The organism is Pseudomonas sp., from assembly GCF_035554175.1.
In the GTDB taxonomy this organism is placed as follows: Bacteria; Pseudomonadota; Gammaproteobacteria; order Pseudomonadales; family Pseudomonadaceae; genus Aquipseudomonas.
In genome coordinates this window covers 1-17,699 of record NZ_DATMIV010000020.1, presented here as the reverse complement: position 1 = coordinate 17,699, position 17,699 = coordinate 1, and the positions used below count along the sequence as shown (strand labels likewise).

Annotated in this window: 15 protein-coding genes; 11 read left to right on the top strand and 4 right to left on the bottom strand. The window is 60.3% G+C overall.

What is annotated here, in order from left to right:
- Positions 1 to 39 precede the first annotated feature (39 nt).
- From VNV36_RS10690 to VNV36_RS10675, 4 genes are all read left to right on the top strand, one after another.
- Positions 40 to 840, top strand: a complete 801-nt coding sequence (locus tag VNV36_RS10690; protein ID WP_325717731.1) for an SDR family oxidoreductase — start codon at positions 40 to 42, stop codon at positions 838 to 840.
- Positions 833 to 2,659 (top strand): glycoside hydrolase family 15 protein, encoded by a 1,827-nt coding sequence (locus VNV36_RS10685; RefSeq protein WP_325717730.1) that lies wholly within the window; start codon positions 833 to 835, stop codon positions 2,657 to 2,659. The genes VNV36_RS10690 and VNV36_RS10685 overlap by 8 nt, the downstream gene beginning before the upstream one ends.
- Before the next feature lie 391 nt (positions 2,660 to 3,050).
- Positions 3,051 to 3,440 (top strand): hypothetical protein, encoded by a 390-nt coding sequence (locus tag VNV36_RS10680; protein WP_325717729.1) that lies wholly within the window; start codon positions 3,051 to 3,053, stop codon positions 3,438 to 3,440.
- Positions 3,441 to 3,522: 82 nt separating this feature from the next.
- On the top strand, positions 3,523 to 4,410 hold the full coding sequence (locus tag VNV36_RS10675) for an alpha/beta fold hydrolase (RefSeq protein ID WP_325717728.1): 888 nt from the start codon (positions 3,523 to 3,525) through the stop codon (positions 4,408 to 4,410).
- Here the strand turns inward: VNV36_RS10675 and VNV36_RS10670 are convergent.
- Positions 4,379 to 5,362, bottom strand: coding sequence for a GlxA family transcriptional regulator (locus VNV36_RS10670; RefSeq protein ID WP_325717727.1), 984 nt, complete (start codon positions 5,360 to 5,362; stop codon positions 4,379 to 4,381). The genes VNV36_RS10675 and VNV36_RS10670 overlap by 32 nt on opposite strands.
- Positions 5,363 to 5,451: 89 nt before the next feature.
- Here VNV36_RS10670 and inhA point away from each other — a divergent pair, with 89 nt between their 5' ends.
- The 4 genes from inhA to VNV36_RS10650 all read left to right on the top strand — a co-directional run bounded on the left by inhA (position 5,452) and on the right by VNV36_RS10650 (position 9,341).
- Positions 5,452 to 6,138: an isonitrile hydratase gene (gene inhA, locus VNV36_RS10665; protein WP_325717726.1), complete on the top strand. Its 687-nt coding sequence runs from the start codon at positions 5,452 to 5,454 to the stop codon at positions 6,136 to 6,138.
- Positions 6,139 to 6,365: 227 nt separating this feature from the next.
- Positions 6,366 to 7,157: a CPBP family glutamic-type intramembrane protease gene (locus VNV36_RS10660; RefSeq protein ID WP_325717725.1), complete on the top strand. Its 792-nt coding sequence runs from the start codon at positions 6,366 to 6,368 to the stop codon at positions 7,155 to 7,157.
- Positions 7,158 to 7,259: 102 nt separating this feature from the next.
- A complete protein-coding gene (aer, locus tag VNV36_RS10655) occupies positions 7,260 to 8,825 on the top strand; it encodes a methyl-accepting chemotaxis protein Aer (RefSeq protein ID WP_325717724.1) in 1,566 nt (521 codons plus the stop codon).
- Positions 8,826 to 9,119: 294 nt separating this feature from the next.
- Positions 9,120 to 9,341, top strand: a complete 222-nt coding sequence (locus VNV36_RS10650; RefSeq protein ID WP_325717723.1) for an EF-hand domain-containing protein — start codon at positions 9,120 to 9,122, stop codon at positions 9,339 to 9,341.
- Between the two features lie 273 nt (positions 9,342 to 9,614).
- Here the strand turns inward: VNV36_RS10650 and VNV36_RS10645 are convergent, their stop codons facing one another.
- Complete coding sequence (locus VNV36_RS10645) at positions 9,615 to 9,968, bottom strand: DUF6124 family protein (RefSeq protein WP_325717722.1); 354 nt, start codon at positions 9,966 to 9,968, stop codon at positions 9,615 to 9,617.
- Between the two features lie 593 nt (positions 9,969 to 10,561).
- On the opposite strand from VNV36_RS10645, the gene VNV36_RS10640 reads away from it, so the two are divergent.
- Together VNV36_RS10640 and VNV36_RS10635 are read left to right on the top strand one after the other, a co-directional pair.
- Positions 10,562 to 10,798 (top strand): hypothetical protein, encoded by a 237-nt coding sequence (locus VNV36_RS10640; protein WP_325717721.1) that lies wholly within the window; start codon positions 10,562 to 10,564, stop codon positions 10,796 to 10,798.
- Positions 10,799 to 10,804: 6 nt separating this feature from the next.
- A complete protein-coding gene (locus tag VNV36_RS10635; RefSeq protein WP_325717720.1) occupies positions 10,805 to 11,224 on the top strand; it encodes a type II toxin-antitoxin system YafO family toxin in 420 nt (139 codons plus the stop codon).
- Positions 11,225 to 11,940: 716 nt separating this feature from the next.
- Here VNV36_RS10635 and VNV36_RS10630 read toward each other — a convergent pair.
- The gene (locus tag VNV36_RS10630; protein WP_095050948.1) at positions 11,941 to 12,252 is read right to left on the bottom strand and encodes a YqfO family protein; all 312 of its coding nucleotides are present in this window, start codon (positions 12,250 to 12,252) and stop codon (positions 11,941 to 11,943) included.
- Between the two features lie 5 nt (positions 12,253 to 12,257).
- Positions 12,258 to 16,154: a phosphoribosylformylglycinamidine synthase gene (gene purL / locus VNV36_RS10625; protein WP_325717719.1), complete on the bottom strand. Its 3,897-nt coding sequence runs from the start codon at positions 16,152 to 16,154 to the stop codon at positions 12,258 to 12,260.
- A 288-nt stretch (positions 16,155 to 16,442) separates the two neighbouring features.
- On the opposite strand from purL, the gene mltF reads away from it, so the two are divergent.
- The coding region (gene mltF / locus VNV36_RS10620) for a membrane-bound lytic murein transglycosylase MltF (protein ID WP_325717718.1) at positions 16,443 to 17,699 on the top strand (1,257 nt) is incomplete at its 3' end.

The window sequence follows — 17,699 nt, the reverse complement described above, 5'->3', positions numbered from 1 at the left end:
TCAGCTAGGTAAGTCTCTCGAATCAGGGCGTTGATCGTCATGCAGATTTCCCTTGCTCATCAGGTGGCGCTGGTCACCGGCGCCAGTTCCGGCATCGGCCATGCCGCCGCAAAAGCGCTGGCCGCTGCCGGCGCAGCGGTAGTGATCAACTACAACAGCAGCGCCACACCCGCCGAAGAACTCGCCGCGCAAATCATCGCCGAAGGCGGCAAGGCACTGGCCATCGGTGCCGATGTGTCAAAAGAAGACGAGGTCGAACGTCTGTTCAGACAGACCGTCGACGCCTTCGGCTCGCTGGATATTCTGGTCGCCAATTCCGGTCTGCAAAAAGACGCAGCAGCCGTGGACATGACACTGGATGACTGGAACACGGTGATCGGTGTCAACCTCACCGGGCAGTTTCTCTGCGCGCGCGCGGCGTTGCGTATCTTCCAGCGCCAGGGCGTACGCGAAGGAGTGTCGCGCGCTGCCGGCAAGATCATTCACATGAGCTCGGTGCACCAGCGCATTCCATGGGCCGGGCACGTCAACTACGCGGCGTCCAAGGGCGGTGTCGATCTGCTGATGCAGAGCCTCGCCCAGGAAGTCAGCCACCAGCGCATTCGCATCAACAGCATTGCACCGGGGGCGATCAGCACCGCGATCAACGCTGAGGCCACTGCGGGCGCGGCGGGCGAAAAGCTCCTGGAGCTGATTCCCTACGGCCGCATCGGCGATGTCGAGGATGTCGCCAACGCGGTGGTGTTCCTGGCCTCTGACCTGTCCGACTACATTGTCGGCACCACCCTGTTCATCGACGGCGGCATGAGTCTCTATCCGGAGTTTCGCGACAATGGCTGAGCATCAAATCGAACGACAAAGCGCCATCGGTGCCCACGGCATCATCGGCGACATGCGCAGCGCCGCGCTGGTCAATGACAAGGGCAGCGTGGATTTTTTCTGCTGGCCGGAGTTCGATAGCCCGTCGATTTTCTGCTCGCTGCTCGACACCCCTGAGGCTGGCATTTTCCAGCTCGCGCCGGACTTGCCCGATGCGCGCCGCGAACAGATTTACCTGCCCGACACCAACGTCCTGCAGACGCGCTGGCTGAGTGAACATGCGGTGGTGGAAATCACCGATCTGCTGCCCATCGGCGACGACGCCGACGCCCTGCCGCTGCTGATGCGCCGGGTGCGCGTGGTCAGCGGCACGGCGACGTTCAACATGCGTTGCGCGGTGCGCCATGACTACGGCCGTGCCAGCACCAAGGCGCAAATGGACGAACGGGACGTCACGTTCAGCGCGGCCGACCAGCCGTCAATGAGGTTGTCTTCGGATCAGCCGTTGAACATCGACGCGCAGGCAGCAGTGGCGCAATTCACCCTCAGGCAGGATGAAACCGCCGCGTTCATGCTCGGTGGCAAAGACGATCCGCGCTTTGCTGAAGGCGCTGGCGAGTTGTGCATGCAGCGCACGTTGAATTACTGGCGCGGCTGGATTGGCCAGTCGATCTATCGCGGCCGCTGGCGGGAGATGGTCAACCGCTCGGCCCTCGCCCTGAAGCTGCTGACCTCACGCCGCCACGGCGCAATCCTCGCCGCCGCCACCTTCGGTCTGCCGGAAACCCCCGGCGGCGAGCGCAACTGGGATTACCGCTATACGTGGATCCGCGACGCGTCGTTCACGGTCTACGCGTTCATGCGTCTGGGCTTCGTCGACGAGGCCAACCACTACATGCAATGGCTGCGCGGTCGCGTCAGCGATTGCTGCGGCAAACCGATGAAACTCAACATTCTCTATGCCATCGATGGTCAGCAGGAGTTGCCGGAAACCGAACTGACGCACCTGTCCGGCCACGGCGGGGCAAAACCGGTGCGCATCGGTAATGGCGCTTACGAGCAGATCCAGCTCGACATCTTTGGCGAGCTGATGGACGCCGTTTATCTGGTCAACAAGTACGGCGACGCGATTTCCCACGAAGGCTGGCGGCACGTTGGCGAAGTGATCGATCAGGTCTGCGAAACCTGGCAGACCGAAGATGTCGGCATCTGGGAAATGCGCGGTGAGACCCATCATTTCCTGCACTCGCGGTTGATGTGCTGGGTGGCGCTGGACCGAGCGCTGCGTCTGGCCTCCAAGCGTTCGCTGCCCGCCCCGTTCGCACGTTGGGATCAGACCCGGCAAGCGATCTACAGCGACATCTGGGAAAACTTCTGGGATGAGCAACGTGGGCATTTCGTTCAGTACAAGGGCGGCACCGCGCTGGATGGTTCGATGCTGTTGATGCCGCTGGTGCGTTTCGTCAGCGCCAAGGACCCACGCTGGCTGTCGACCCTCGAAGCGATTGAAAAAAACCTGGTGCGCGACGGCATGGTCTACCGCTATCGCAATGACGACGCCAATATCGATGGCCTCAGCGGCACTGAAGGCGCGTTCGCGGCATGTTCGTTCTGGTACGTCGAATGCCTGGCCCGCGCCGGACAAGTGGAAAAAGCCCATCTGGAGTTCGAGCAATTGCTCAGGTACGCCAATCCGCTTGGGTTGTACGCGGAAGAGTTCGACAGCCATGGCCGGCACTTGGGCAACACGCCGCAGGCACTGACGCATCTGGCGTTGATCAGTGCGGCGAGTTTTCTTGATCGCAAATTGAGCGGTGAGAAGAGTTCCTGGCAGCCCTGACTGTCATCAAGGACTGTAGGAAACAGCCTTGATCAGCTCCGAATTGTAGGTGCCAAGTGTACGGAAACCAGTCAGTTCCCCCGCCCGGCGTGGCGAGGGAGCTTGCTCCCGTTGGGTCGCGAAGCGGCCCCGTCACTTGACTGCCCACTGACTGAAAGCCCCGCAGGCACTGGCTTTGCGCCTGCTGCGCCGCCGAGCGGGAGCAAGCTCCCTCGGCACAGTTTCAAGCGTGGGACGCTGCCGTGTTGGTTAAACAGAGGCTACGGAGGCTTACCCGGCAACGTACGCTTACACGCCGAAATACCTTGTTGCCAGCCGAAACATCCACACCTACCATCCAACGCAACGGGCACAGCGGAGCTGTCCAACAACCCGAACTCAAGGAACCGGAATGCCTCACCACGTCCAGCGCAGCATCGACTCCCCTCTTCGCACCGGGCTGACCCGCACCCAGCTCTGGGAAGGAGCCGACAAAGGCCTGATCAAATGCTGGGAAATCGGCCGCCAGCGCGCCGAACGCTTCCCCGAACTAACCCAGCGTTGCCTGGCCGGTGAATTGCCGGTGCTTGGCTGGAAGGGTGGCGTCAGCCGCAGTCTGAAGAAAAACGAGAAATACGGTTCGCTGAAGTATCTGGCGCAGTGGCAAGGCTTGCGCGGCGAGGATCTGGATATAGATCTGGCGCAGGAGCGTTCGCTGACGTGCTCGCGGACGAAGATGAAGGTGACATTTACCCCGGACCGGACGAAGTATTTCAATCAGGTGGCGGAAGTCGAGGCTTGATGCGTTTCGTCGGCTGACTTGAGCCGGGCAGCCTGTGCGCTGGTCGAGGATCTTGCATGCGATTTAAATGGAGAGGTTAGTCATGATCGAGTCCATCCTCACCCCGACCCTGACCATCGCCTACGAACACCATGGCCCGGATCACGGTGAACCAGTGATTCTGCTCCACGGCTTCCCCTACTCCCCGCGCGCGTTTGACGAAGTCGCTCCGGCGCTTGCTGCTCACGGCTACCGCGTTATCGTGCCGTACTTGCGCGGTTATGGCCCGACGCGTTTCAACAGTCCGCAAACATTGCGCTCTGGCCAGCAAGCAGCGCTCGCGCAGGATTTGCTCGAGCTGATGAATGCGCTGGGTATCGAGCAGGCGACGCTGTGCGGTTATGACTGGGGTGGCCGGGCGGCGTGCATTGTCGCGGCGTTGTTTCCGGCGCGGGTGCGTGGATTGGTCAGCGGCGACGGCTACAACCTGCAGGACATCCCCAACTCGATCCGACCGCTGGATCCCGAGACCGAGCATCGGCTGTGGTATCAGTATTACTTCCATTCGCCGCGTGGCGTGGAGGGGCTGAGGCAGAATCGTCGGGCGTTTTGTCTGTTGCTCTGGCACCTGTGGTCGCCGACCTGGTCGCGAATCGACGAACGCTACCCGCTGACCGCTCCCGCATTTGAGAATCCTGATTTTGTCGACGTGGTCATTCATTCCTACCGGCATCGCTTCAGCTACGCCTCGGGCGATCCGGCGCTGGAATGGATGGAAGAGGCGCTGGCCAAACAGCCGGTGATCAGCGTGCCGACCCTTTCGCTGTGCGGCGCCGACGATGGTGTAGGCCCGGCTCCGGTGGTCGATGACGATGCCGGGCATTTCAGCGGTTTCTATGAGCGGCGCGTGTTGGCGGGCGTCGGGCACAACATTCCCGAGGAAGCGCCGCAGCAAACCCTCAAGGCATTACTGGATCTGTTGCAGCGCTGACCGAAAAGCGCTCGCGATAGGCCTGCGGCGTCACGCCAATGGCGCGTAGAAAACTTCGCCGCAATGTCTCTTCGCTGCCGAATCCGCAATTGGCCGCGATCCGTTTCACCGGCAGGCCGGTGTCGCTGAGCAGTCGCCGCGCCGTTTCGACGCGAATCAATTCGATCGCCCGCGCCGGGGTCTGGCCGGTGTCGGCGCGGTAGTGACGTATGAAACTGCGTTCGCTCATGCCGGCCTGTTCGGCCAGGGTCGGGATGCCAAGGTCGCAGGTCAGGTTTTCGGCGATCCAGGCGTGCAGTTCATCAAAGCGATTGCCGTTCTGTTGCAACGACAAGGTCACACTGAACTGCGACTGGCCGCCCGGACGTTTGAGGAACACCACCAAGTGCCGGGCCACGTCGAGGGCGATCTCGCGTCCAAGGTCTTCTTCGACCATGGCCAGCGCCAGATCGATACCCGCCGTGACCCCGGCCGAAGTCCATACCGGGCCGTCGTTGATGAAGATCGGATTGGCTTCAACGCGCAGATTCGGATGCTGCTGCGCCAGTTGTTCGCAGCGCGTCCAGTGGGTTACCACGCGGCGGCCGTCGAGCCAGCCGCTGGCCGCGAGCAGAAAGGCCCCGGTGCACACCGAAGCCACGCGGCGACATCCGCTCGCATGTTCGCGTACCCAGTCGACCAGTGGCAAATCTTCCGATGCCGAATAAATGCCCCAGCCACCAGCGATGATCAAGGTGTCGCTGGGCGCTTGCGGCAACGGTTCGGCCAGCACTGCCAGGCCCGCCGAAGACATCACCGCGCCGCCACCGCTGGCAATCACGCTCGGCGCATAAGGCACCGGTAAACCGCGCTGGCGGGCGAGGTCGTTGGCCGAGGCGAACACCTGCAACGGCCCGGTGACATCGAGAATCTGCATGTTGGCAAATGCGAGGACATGGATGGCTTTAGGCATTTGGCGTAATTGGTGGGGTGATTGGCGTATGCGCCAGAAGCTACGCGCCTAAAGTGAAGTCGTCCACTTCTTTGATCGGAGCCACAACGATGACGCTGCAGATCGGTTTTCTGTTATTTCCACAGGTTCAGCAACTCGACCTGACTGGCCCTTACGACGTACTCGCCTCGTTGCCCGGCGTGCACGTGCATCTGGTCTGGAAGGATCTGATGCCGGTGACGTCCAGCACCGGCCTTCTGTTGAAACCGACCACGACCTTCGACGAGTGCCCGGATCTGGATGTCATTTGCGTGCCCGGCGGTAGCGGTGTCGGGGCGTTGATGGAGGATCAGCAGACGCTGGATTTCATCAAGCTTCAGGCCGCGCAGGCGCGTTACGTGACCTCGGTGTGCACCGGTGCGCTGGTGCTTGGCGCGGCCGGGCTGCTGCAGGGCAAACGCGCGACCACGCATTGGGCTTATCACGAGTTGCTACCGAAGCTGGGGGCGATCGCGGTGAAGGACCGGGTGGTGCGCGACGGCAACCTGTTTACCGGTGGCGGGATTACCGCCGGGATCGATTTTGCCTTGGTGCTGGCCGCTGAACTGGTCGATGCCGACACAGCACAACTGGTGCAGTTGCAACTGGAATATGCCCCGGCGCCGCCCTTCAACGCCGGCAGCCCCGAGGTAGCACCGAGGGCGGTCGTCGAAGAAGCGCGATTACGCGCGGCGCCTTCGTTGAAGCTACGCACGGAGATCACCGAGCGGGCGGCGGCGAACCTGAAGCTGCGCTGATCCCCAGCCGAATGCAAAACATGTGGGAGCGAGCCTGCTCGCGAAGACGGATTGTCAGTCGCCACTGATGTCAGCTCGAAAACCGCTTTCGCGAGCAGGCTCGCTCCCACAGGCTCCGTGTCGACCATAGCTTTGAATTGTCCCGGTTTATCGCCACACCTTCACTTGTCCCCACCCGCCTCCCCCGTGTAGAAAGCCCTCTCCAAAAATTCGCACAAGGATTTTCGATGAAGGCGCTGCCCTGGCTCTATCTCGTACTGCTCGGCCTTGGCTACGGATTGGCCCTGAGCTACGGCCAGCTCGGCTGGCTGGCATTGATCTGCGTGGGGCTTTTGCTGATTGCCGCGTTCGCCGTGCGCCAGCAGCAGCTGCCGGTCGCCCGCTGGCTCGGGCATGGTCTGTTCATCGTGCTGGCCCTGGCGCTGGCGATGCACTGGCTGCCGGGTTTCGCCAACGGTCGGGCCATCGCCCCGCAACGCTTCACCGACAATGCCGTGCCGTTCGCGATGTACCTCAATCTCGACAAACCGCTGATTGGCTTCTGGCTGCTGCTGGTGTGCCCGTGGATTGTCGCGCGGCGTTCGTTACGCCTGACTGTTTATGCCACCGTCCTCGCCCTGACGCTGTGCGCGATTCTTGCCCTCGGCGGTGCGCTGATGCTTGGCGTGATCGCCTGGGCGCCGAAGTGGCCGGATCAGGCCTGGCTATGGGTGCTGAACAATTTGCTGCTGGTGACGCTCGTCGAGGAAGCGCTGTTTCGCGGCTATATACAGGGCGGACTCAGCCGGCGCCTCAAGCACCTGCCCTACGGCGACAACCTCGCGCTGCTGTTGGCCTCACTGTTTTTCGGTCTGGTGCATGCCGGTGCTGGCTGGACCTGGGTGTTGCTCGCGGGACTGGCCGGGGTCGGCTATGGTCTGGCCTACCGTTTCGGCGGCCTGGGCGCGGCGATCGCCACGCATTTCGGCCTGAATCTGCTGCACTTCGGCCTGTTCACTTATCCGATGCTGGCCAGTTGATGCAAGCGCGGTTCTGCGACGCCGTACTTAATTCTGAAAAAAAACTTCAATAAAAACCTGTCAGCGCCGACAACCTTTCAAAGCCTTGCGGATTGAAAAACCATGCGTAACAACCAGCCCATTACACAACGCGAGCGGACCTTTCCGGCTCAGCAACGGTTGATTTCCACCACCGATGCCAAGGGCGTGATCACCTACTGCAACGACGCGTTCGTTGAAATCAGCGGGTTTTCGCGGGAGGAACTGATCCGCGCGCCGCACAATCTGGTCCGTCACCCTGACGTGCCGTCGGCGGTGTTCTCGCACATGTGGGGCACACTGAAACAAGGCTTGCCATGGATGGGCATTGTCAAGAATCGCTGCAAATCCGGTGACCATTATTGGGTGAATGCCTATGTCACGCCGGTGTTTGATGGCAGCCAGGTGATCGGTTACGAGTCGGTGCGCGTCAAACCCACTGCCGAACAGATCCGCCGCGCCGAAGCGCTCTACCAACGCATCAACCAGGGCAAGTCAGCGATTCCTTCGACGGATAAATGGCTGCCGATCCTGCAGGACTGGCTGCCGTTCATTCTGGTCAGTCAGTTGAGCTTCATGATCGGCGCAACACTGAACTCGCAGTGGGGCTTCGCCCTCGCCGCCGGTCTGTCGGTACCGCTGGGCCTGATGGGCCTGCGATGGCAGCAACGCGGGCTCAAGCGCCTGCTGCGTCTGGCCGAACAGACCACTTCCGACCCGCTGATCGCGCAGATGTATACCGACAGCCGTGGCGCCCAGGCGCGTCTGGAGATGTCGATCCTCAGCCAGGAAGCCCGCCTGAAAACCTGCCTGACCCGCCTGCAGGACACCGCCGAACACTTGACCGACCAGGCCAAGCAGTCCGACGCCCTGGCGCACAACAGCTCGACCGGTCTGGAACGCCAGCGCGTGGAAACCGAACAGGTCGCCACCGCCGTCAACCAGATGGCCGCCACCACCCAGGAAGTCGCCAGCCACGTACAACGCACCGCTGACGCCACCCAGGAAGCCAATCGCCTGACCGGCCGTGGCCGCGACATTGCCGGGGAAACCCGCGAAGCGATTCAGCGCCTGTCGGTCGTCGTCGGCGAAACCGGCCTGACCGTGACGCAACTGGCCAAGGACAGCGACGAAATCGGCGGCGTGGTCGACGTGATCAAAGGCATCGCCGACCAGACCAACCTGCTGGCGCTCAACGCCGCCATCGAGGCTGCACGTGCCGGCGAGATGGGCCGTGGTTTTGCCGTGGTGGCTGATGAAGTGCGTCAACTGGCGCAGCGCACCAGCGAATCCACCGGGCAGATTCATGCCCTGATCGCCAAGTTGCAGCAGACGGCTTCAAGCGCCGTACAAACCATGGAAGCCGGGCATCGTCAGGCCGAAGAAGGCGTGGCGCGGGTATTGGAGGCGGATCAGGCCTTGGTCGGTATCAGTGAAGCGGTGGCCAACATCACCGACATGACCACCCAGATCGCCGCCGCGACCGAAGAGCAAAGTGCAGTGGCTGAAGAAATCAGCCGCAACATCAGCAATATCTCGGAGCTGGCGGATCAGACTTCGGAACAGGCGCATAACTCGGCGTTGTTGAGTGAAGAGCTGACGAAAACGGCGAATACGCAGTATTCGTTGGTGGAGCGGTTTAACCGCTGATTGGATGGTTGAAATGAAAAAACCCGGATGGCGTGAGCTTCCGGGTTTTTTGTTGTGGAATACCGCTAGATGCCCGAAGGTTTCAGATCCCGAGTTCGACTCGATGTCAAATCGAACCGCAGCACTGAGTATAAACGCTTAAAGACCACGCAAATGGCGTCAACTGTCAACTGTCAACTGTCAACTATGACAGTTGACGGCTTTTTCAGCAGTTATTACTTTGCGTCTTCAGGCCGGCTACTTAAAGCCTTTACTCTAATGAGTTTCCATTTGACCTTTCAGGACGATAAAAAAATGACCAAGCTGACGAATGAACAAGTTGAACGAGCTCAAAAAGCTTTCAACCAATACGACACCAATAATGACGGCCGTGTCACTGTTGACGAATTTACCGAAGTGGTCGAAAAATTCTTGACACCTGAAGATACTGAGGCCTTGCTGGAAGAAGTAAACCCCAATGGTGACGACGAGATCAGTTGGGAAGAGTTTCTCCAGGATTATGAGAATGACCTCTGATTGCATAAATCGCGAGCAGGCTCACTGCCTTCGGCAGCTCCGCACGGTCACTGTAGGAGCCGCCGAAGGCTGCGATCTTTTGATCTTGGAATCCCGGAAGCGCAAGCGTCAGGGCTATTTATTGCCTGTCTGAATTTGATGTCGCTTGGCAGATCGCTTTCGCGAGCAGGCTCGCTCCCACAGGGGATCTTTGTCGAGCACAAAGAAGGTGGCCACCGCCAATCCAATGAGGGAGCGAGCCTGCTCGCGATGAGGCCATAACAGTCAGCGAAATTATTGAGGCAACTTGAGCTTGTCCAGCAGTCGATTGACCAACAGTTCGTTCAACATGATCACCTGTTGCAGCGCCAGCAGTGGTTTGCGTTCCGGGCCGCCTATGGAGTTGGCGATGTTACCGGCCATGGCATGGGCGTAGGAAAGCGACTCGCAGGCCTCGACCAACAGGGTTTCGTCATCCAGCGTCGGGTCTACAACATAGACGGGGCGATATTTTGGCGAACTTGGCGGGGCTGCAAGGTCTTCGGGTTTGAGGTAATAGTTGAGGGCGCGGTCGGTGGCTTCTTTGACTTTTTGCGAGTCGAGCGCGGGGTCGTGGGGGATTGGCGGGTTGGGGGTTACTTTGAACATGATGAAACTCCTATTGCAGATTCAAGGAGCCGTCACCTTCGCTACCAAACGAGGGTGGCGGCCATACGCGGGTTGGTAGACCGGCTGCAATAGGAACCCGGCGCCCGCGAACGAGCCCCACGCATGACCACCATATAAACCGAGCCCCAAAAAAAGGACGGTCTGAAGGCGGAGACATACGGCCATTACAGACGGGCTACCAAACCCGATCACTGCTGTTTGTCAGTGACCGAGAAACGATATAGCCCACCTCATGGCCGCGTAAGCCGGCGGATTCTGGCGTACGCGTAGGCAACGGCGCAAGGAGTTGTAGCCGGGATGGCGTAACGGATCGTGTAGTTTAAACGTGGTTATTTGATGACGTTTAATCTGAGGGGATTGCCTCTGACAGGCAAGTGGTTTGATGTCGTCTGGAAGGGAGCTTTCGCGAGCAGGCTCGCTCCTACACCGGATTTGCGGTGATCACAGATTATGTGCCTGATCACGAGCCCCTGTAGGAGTGAGCCTGCTCGCGATGAGCCCTTCGCTACCGGTGACAATGTCGTGCAGGCGATGCTGATACTGCCTACATCCGCGCCAGAATGTGCCGACTGGTGCTCGTTGCAAACAGCCTCTATCGTTTGCCGGTCGAAACTTATTCACATAAGCTGGTCAGCATGAATACACATCCTTCGGAGGCTCCGATGGCCACCACTCGAAAAACCGACAAACCCAGCAAAAAGGAAGTTCGTGAAGAACTGACGTTCCTCGATGTTCGGCAAGCCGCGCGTGATGGGCAGAAAGTGTTCGATAAATTTGTGATCACTGGCAGGCTACCGATCACAAAGTAGGCCTGAATGCCAGCCATCAAAATCTCTGCACTTTTTGAACAAATCAATAACTGGCAAAACTTCGCTGCACATTTCTACAACTACAAAATCTGCGATGAATTACCGGCGATTTTCGGGCGGGATGAACGACTTGATCTGAGCGACATGCACCATATCCACCTTGCCAGTACACAGGCACTGCAGGCTCGATGGGCAAACATCAATCGTCAGTATTACCGGACAGCATTGGTAAATGATGCTGACAATGACTTTTGGCTGATTTATGCCTATGACGCTTTTCGGGATGAGTATTTGCTACTGACAATCATCGGCCCGGATGCCCATAACCGAATAGAGTGGGGATCTTTTTTGCGCAGCATGCATTGCGACATCGTTGAACCTTGGACGCTTGGCAGGATTATCTTCCCTGATCTGGATAATCTGTAACCAGTCCAGGCCGGTAGAAAGCGAGATTCACAGGCCGGACTGGGTGATCTCTAACTGTCTTCGGCAGCTCTGATCGGGGTTATTTGATGATGTTTAAGTGCAGGGATTGCCTCTGACAGGCAGGTGGTTTGATGTCGTCTGGAAGGGAGCTTTCGCGAGCAGAGATTGGTCGACTGGGAGGTCGCCATCGCGAGCAGGCTCACTCCTACAAGGGGGCCATGTACATCAGGAAGAATCAGGTCGACTGTCAGGCCGCCTTCGCGAGCAAGCTCGCTCCCACAGAAAGGCAAGGTCAAAAGATCGTCCGAACGCGGCCCGAGCCTTCGGCAGCTCCTACACGATGAGCGTTAGCTCGAGTGCTTTTGATCTTGATCCACCGGCGACGTCGGAAGGCTGAGTGGAGGGATTGGTCCGGGCGTGGGAGCGCAGCGACCGTCTGGCGCAGCCAGACACAGCGGAAGGAGGTGCAGCGAAGCAAACCGGAAACGCTGCGCCCGGATCGATCCCGCAGCGAAGGAACCCGAGCCTGCGAGGGCCGAACGCAGGAGCTAGCCTTTTTGGGTACTTTTTCGGCGTCTGGAAAAAGTGCCTCGCCGTAAGGGCGAAACCGCCAGCCGCCACACCCCAAAAAACGGATATTCACCCAAATCAAGCCCAACAAAAAACCCGCAGACAATCCCTCATCTGCGGGTTTCCCGTTCAAGCAGCAAAGAAAATCAGAAATCTTCCAGCCGCCACACCTCATAAGCCGGCGTCTCGTATGGATGACTGAGCTTCAATGCCGCCACAACAGCAACAATCAACTCATCCGCCACGACAAGCTCAACCTTCCATTCCTCAACCCGCTCAACCTGCCCCGCCTCACCGATAAACGGCTGACTGCCGTCCAAAGGCCGAAACTGGCCAGAGCCAAGCACCTGCCACGCACAGTGGTCATAGTCACCGATCCGCCCACCACCGGCAGCGAACACGGCCCCTTTGACCACCTCGACATGGCTGTCGGGAACAAAAAAGGCAAGCTTGTACACAGGCCTTAGTTAACCCAGACGCGGGCATTGCGGAACATGCGCATCCACGGTGCGTCTTCGTTCCAGTCTTCCGAACGCCACGAGTTCTGCACCGCGCGGAACACTCGCTCCGGGTGCGGCATCATGATCGTCACGCGACCGTCACGGCTGGTCAGGCCGGTGATCCCGCGCGGCGAACCGTTCGGGTTGGCCGGGTAGGCTTCGGTGACCTTGCCGTGGTTGTCGACGAAACGCATCGCTACGCAACCCGACAGATCCGCTTCGAGCAACGCTTCTTCGCTGGCGAACTCGGCGTGACCTTCACCGTGGGCGATGGCGATCGGCATGCGCGAACCGGCCATGCCCTGCAGGAAGATCGAGTTCGATTCCTGGATCTGCACCATCGCCACCCGCGCTTCGAACTGCTCGGAGCGGTTGCGCACGAAGTGCGGCCAGAACTCGCTGCCCGGGATCAGTTCGTGCAGGTTGGACATCATCTGGCAACCGTTGCATACGCCGAGGGTGAAGCTGTCGTTACGTTCGAAGAAGCCCTGGAACGCGTCGCGAGCGCGGCTGTTGAACAGCGCTGACTTGGCCCAGCCTTCACCGGCGCCGAGCACGTCGCCGTAAGAGAAACCACCGCAGGCCACCAGGCCCTTGAACTCGTTGAGGTCGACACGACCGGCGAGGATGTCGCTCATGTGCACGTCGATCGCGCTGAAACCGGCGCGGTCGAACGCCGCAGCCATTTCCACCTGACCGTTGACGCCCTGCTCACGCAGCACGGCAACCTGTGGGCGGATGCCTTTTTTGATGTAAGGCGCGGCGATGTCCTGATTGATGTCGTAGCTGAGCTTGACGCTCAGGCCCGGGTTGTCTTCTTCCAGCAGCGCGTCGAATTCCTGCTCGGCACAGTCGGCGTTGTCGCGCAGACGCTGGATCTGGTAACTGGTCTCGGCCCACTGACGTTGCAGCAGACGACGCTGGCCTTCGAACACGGTGTCACCGTTGAAGGTGATGTTGATCTGGCCATTGTTGATCGGCTGACCGATCACCGACACGCAGTCGCCCAGACCGGCGGCGCTGAACTGCGCGAGGATGTCTGGCGTCGCGTCCTGACGAACCTGAATCACTGCACCCAGTTCTTCGTTGAACAGGATCGCGGCGATTTCGACCGAGGATTCGGCAACGCTGTCCAGGTTCAAGCTCAGACCGCAATGGCCGGCGAAGGCCATTTCCACCACGGAGGTCAGCAGACCACCGTCGGAACGGTCGTGGTAAGCCAGCAGGTGACCGTCGGCGTTGAGGCCCTGGATCACTGCGAAGAACGCTTTCAGGTCTTCGGCGTCATCGACGTCCGGTGCGTGCTTGCCGAGTTTGCCGTGGACTTGCGCGAGGATCGAAGCACCCATGCGGTTCTGGCCGCGACCGAGGTCGATCAGGATCAGATCGGTGGTGCCCTTGTCCATGCGCAGTTCCGGGGTCAGAGTCTGACGGATGTCAGCCACTGGCGCGAAACCGGTCACGATCAGCGACATCGGCGAAGTCACAGTCTTGTCTTCGCCGTTGTCGTTCCAGCGCGTGGCCATGGACATCGAGTCCTTGCCCACCGGAATGGTGATGCCCAGCTCAGGGCACAGTTCCATGCCGACCGCTTTGACGGTGTCGTACAGACGCGCGTCTTCGCCCGGGTGGCCGGCCGCCGACATCCAGTTCGCCGACAGTTTGATGTCAGAGAGCTTGTTGATGCGCGACGCGGCAATGTTGGTGATGGTTTCGCCGATGGCCATGCGGCCCGACGCCGGGGCGTCGAGCAGGGCCAGCGGAGTGCGCTCGCCCATCGCCATCGCCTCACCGGTGTAGACGTCGAAACTGGTGGCGGTGACGGCCACGTCGGCTACCGGCACCTGCCACGGGCCGACCATTTGGTCACGGGCGACGAGGCCGGTGATGGTGCGGTCGCCGATGGTGATCAGGAAGCTTTTGCTTGCCACGGCCGGGTGATGCAGAACGCGTTCAATCGACTCGCTGATATTGAGGTTCGACGGATCGAAGTCATCCCCCAGCTCGGCTTCGCGAACCACCGAACGGTGCATGCGCGGTGCCTTGCCCAGCAAGACTTCCAGCGGCATGTCCACCGGGTTGTTGCCGAAATGGCTGTCGGTCACGGTCAGTTGCGGCTCAGCGGTGGCTTCGCCGACCACCGCGAACGGGCAACGCTCGCGCTCGCAGATCGCCTGGAAGCGCTCGAAGTCTTGTGGGCCAACCGCCAGAACGTAACGTTCCTGGGATTCGTTGGACCAGATTTCGTGCGGGGCCATGCCCGGCTCGTCATTCGGGATGTTGCGCAGTTCGAAACGACCACCGCGGTCGCCGTCGTTGACCAGTTCCGGGAAGGCGTTGGACAGACCGCCCGCGCCGACGTCGTGGATGAAGCTGATCGGGTTCTTGTCGCCCAGCTGCCAGCAACGGTCGATGACTTCCTGGCAGCGACGCTCCATCTCAGGGTTTTCACGCTGCACGGAAGCAAAGTCGAGATCCGCCGAGCTGGTGCCGGTGGCCATCGAGGAAGCGGCGCCGCCGCCCAGACCGATCAACATCGCCGGGCCACCGAGCACGATCAGCTTGGAGCCGACAACGATTTCGCCTTTCTTGACGTGTTCTTCGCGGATATTGCCCATGCCGCCAGCGAGCATGATCGGCTTGTGGTAACCGCGCACTTCGTCGCCGTGCGGGGTGCTGATCGACTGCTCGAAGGTACGGAAGTAACCAGTCAGCGCCGGACGGCCGAATTCGTTGTTGAACGCAGCGCCGCCGAGCGGGCCTTCGATCATGATGTCCAGCGCGGTAACGATGCGCTCAGGTTTGCCGTAAGGCACTTCCCACGGCTGTTCGAAGCCCGGGATCTGCAGGTTCGATACGGTGAAACCGGTCAGGCCGGCCTTTGGCTTGGCGCCGCGGCCGGTTGCACCTTCGTCACGGATCTCACCGCCGGAACCGGTCGATGCGCCCGGGAACGGGGCGATTGCGGTCGGGTGGTTGTGGGTTTCGACCTTCATCAGGATGTGCACCGGCTCCTGCACCGCGCCGTACTGGCGGGTTTCAGGGTTCGGGAAGAAGCGGCCGGCAACGTTGCCGACGATCACCGAAGCGTTGTCCTTATAAGCGGACAGCACGCCTTCGCTGTGCATCTGATAGGTGTTCTTGATCATGCCGAACAGGCTTTTTTCCTGGCTCTGGCCGTCAATGTCCCAACTGGCGTTGAAGATCTTGTGGCGGCAGTGCTCGGAGTTGGCCTGGGCGAACATCATCAGTTCGATGTCGTGCGGGTTGCGCTTGAGCCCGTTGAAGGCGTTGACCAGATAGTCGATCTCGTCTTCGGCCAGGGCCAGGCCCAGCTCGGTGTTGGCCTTTTCCAGCGCGGCGCGACCGCCGCCAAGGATGTCGATTGCGGTCAGCGGCTTGGGTTCGGCGTGGCTGAACAGACCGGCAGCCTGCTCGAGGTTGGCCAGCACGATCTGGGTCATGCGGTCATGCAGGGCGTCCGAAATCAGCTGGGCTTCGGCTTCGCTGAACTGACCCGCCACGTAGAAGGCGATACCGCGCTCCAGGCGCTGGATCTTGTTCAGGCCACAGTTGCGGGCGATGTCGCTGGCCTTGCTCGACCACGGCGAGATGGTGCCGAAACGCGGCAACACCAGAAACAGACGGCCGGTCGGCTCTTGAACCGGAACACTTGGGCCGTACTTCAGAAGGCGCGCTAGCACCTGCTGTTCGTCGCCGGTCAGGACGCCGGTGACTTCGGCGAAGTGAGCGAATTCAGCATACAGGCCACTGACAGCTGGAACCTTCTGGCTCAGTTGCTCAAGGAGTTTGCTGTGGCGAAAGGCAGAAAGGGCAGGAGCGCCGCGCAGGATCAACATCTTCGGGACAGCCTCGGGAAGGGGGTGTGCTTTGAGGCCGTGCATTCTAGCCTAAACCGCCGGCAACGGCACCCGAAACGGCACGCGCAATGCAGGCCGAATGTCGGTCTTTGCGCCAACGGCCCGGTTGGGGGCCTATTGCCATGACCCTGGCGAGATATTTTTCAGCGGTGCAAAGCGCGTCCCACGCCGGCCCGCCTGCGTTACAGACATGTTTTGCAACGGCTAGCAGACTGGCCTTTTGCTGTCGAGATATGGCGGCAGGGGCCGTTTGCGTATACTGCGCAGATGTTTTCCCCAACGGCTTTGCGTCCGCGGTACGCCAAATGGCTGATCGCAACCGGACTCTTCCTGGTGCTCAGTGGTTGTGTTGAGAAACCCAACACACTGGAGCGCGTAAAGGAGGATGGCGTGCTGCGGGTGGTTACCCGAAACAGCCCTGCCACCTACTTTGAGGATCGCAACGGTGAAACCGGCTTCGAATACGAGCTGGTGAAGCGCTTCGCCGACGATTTGGGGGTGGAACTGAAAATCGAGACCGCCGACAACCTCGACGACCTGTTCAACCAGATCGGCAAGCCCAACGGCCCGGTGCTGGCGGCCGCCGGCCTGGTCAGCAGCGAGCAGCGCAAGAAACAGGTGCGGTTCTCCCACTCCTATCTGGAAGTCACCCCGCAAGTCATCTACCGCAACGGCCAGTCCCGCCCCACCGACGCGGCGGCCCTGGCCGGCAAGAAGATCATGGTGCTCAAGGGCAGCACCCACGCCGAACAGCTGGCGCAACTGAAACAGCAATATCCAGGCATCGAATACGAAGAATCCGACGCGGTTGAAGTGGTCGACCTGCTGCGCATGGTCGACGAGGGCCAGATCGACCTGACCCTGGTGGACTCCAACGAAGTGGCGATGAACCAGGTGTATTTCCCCAACGTACGCGTAGCCTTCGACCTGGGCGACGCCCGTAGCCAGAGCTGGGCGGTGGCCTCCGGCGAAGACAACAGCCTGCTCAACGAGATCAACAGCTATCTCGACAAGGTCCAGAAGAACGGCACGCTGCAACGCCTGAAAGACCGTTATTACGGGCACGTCGATGTCCTCGGCTACATGGGCGCCACCACCTTCGCCCAGCATTTGCAGCAGCGGCTGCCCAAATACGAGCAACACTTCAAGGCCTACGCCAAGAAAGAGAAAGTCGATTGGCGCCTGTTGGCCGCGATTGGCTATCAGGAATCGCTGTGGCAACCGGCGGTGACGTCCAAGACCGGCGTGCGCGGCCTGATGATGCTGACCCAGAACACCGCCCAGGCAATGGGCGTGTCCAACCGGCTGGACGCCAAGCAAAGCATCATGGGCGGCGCCAAGTACCTGGCCAGGATCAAAAACGAACTGGACGACAGCATCGCCGAGCCGGATCGCACCTGGTTCGCCCTCGCGGCCTACAACGTGGGCACCGGCCACCTGGACGACGCGCGGCTGCTGGCAAAAAAAGAAGGCTTGAACCCGAACAAGTGGCTGGACGTGAAAAAAATGCTGCCGCGCCTGTCG

Bases quoted from the DNA above. Each gene is read 5' to 3' on its own strand.
- VNV36_RS10690 (WP_325717731.1), top strand. From the start codon at position 40: ATGCAGATTTCCCTTGCTCATCAGGTGGCGCTGGTCACCGGCGCCAGT.
- VNV36_RS10685 (WP_325717730.1), top strand. From the start codon at position 833: ATGGCTGAGCATCAAATCGAACGACAAAGCGCCATCGGTGCCCACGGC.
- VNV36_RS10680 (WP_325717729.1), top strand. From the start codon at position 3,051: ATGCCTCACCACGTCCAGCGCAGCATCGACTCCCCTCTTCGCACCGGG.
- VNV36_RS10675 (WP_325717728.1), top strand. From the start codon at position 3,523: ATGATCGAGTCCATCCTCACCCCGACCCTGACCATCGCCTACGAACAC.
- VNV36_RS10670 (WP_325717727.1), bottom strand. From the start codon at position 5,362: ATGCCTAAAGCCATCCATGTCCTCGCATTTGCCAACATGCAGATTCTC.
- inhA (WP_325717726.1), top strand. From the start codon at position 5,452: ATGACGCTGCAGATCGGTTTTCTGTTATTTCCACAGGTTCAGCAACTC.
- VNV36_RS10660 (WP_325717725.1), top strand. From the start codon at position 6,366: ATGAAGGCGCTGCCCTGGCTCTATCTCGTACTGCTCGGCCTTGGCTAC.
- aer (WP_325717724.1), top strand. From the start codon at position 7,260: ATGCGTAACAACCAGCCCATTACACAACGCGAGCGGACCTTTCCGGCT.
- VNV36_RS10650 (WP_325717723.1), top strand. From the start codon at position 9,120: ATGACCAAGCTGACGAATGAACAAGTTGAACGAGCTCAAAAAGCTTTC.
- VNV36_RS10645 (WP_325717722.1), bottom strand. From the start codon at position 9,968: ATGTTCAAAGTAACCCCCAACCCGCCAATCCCCCACGACCCCGCGCTC.
- VNV36_RS10635 (WP_325717720.1), top strand. From the start codon at position 10,805: ATGCCAGCCATCAAAATCTCTGCACTTTTTGAACAAATCAATAACTGG.
- purL (WP_325717719.1), bottom strand. From the start codon at position 16,154: ATGTTGATCCTGCGCGGCGCTCCTGCCCTTTCTGCCTTTCGCCACAGC.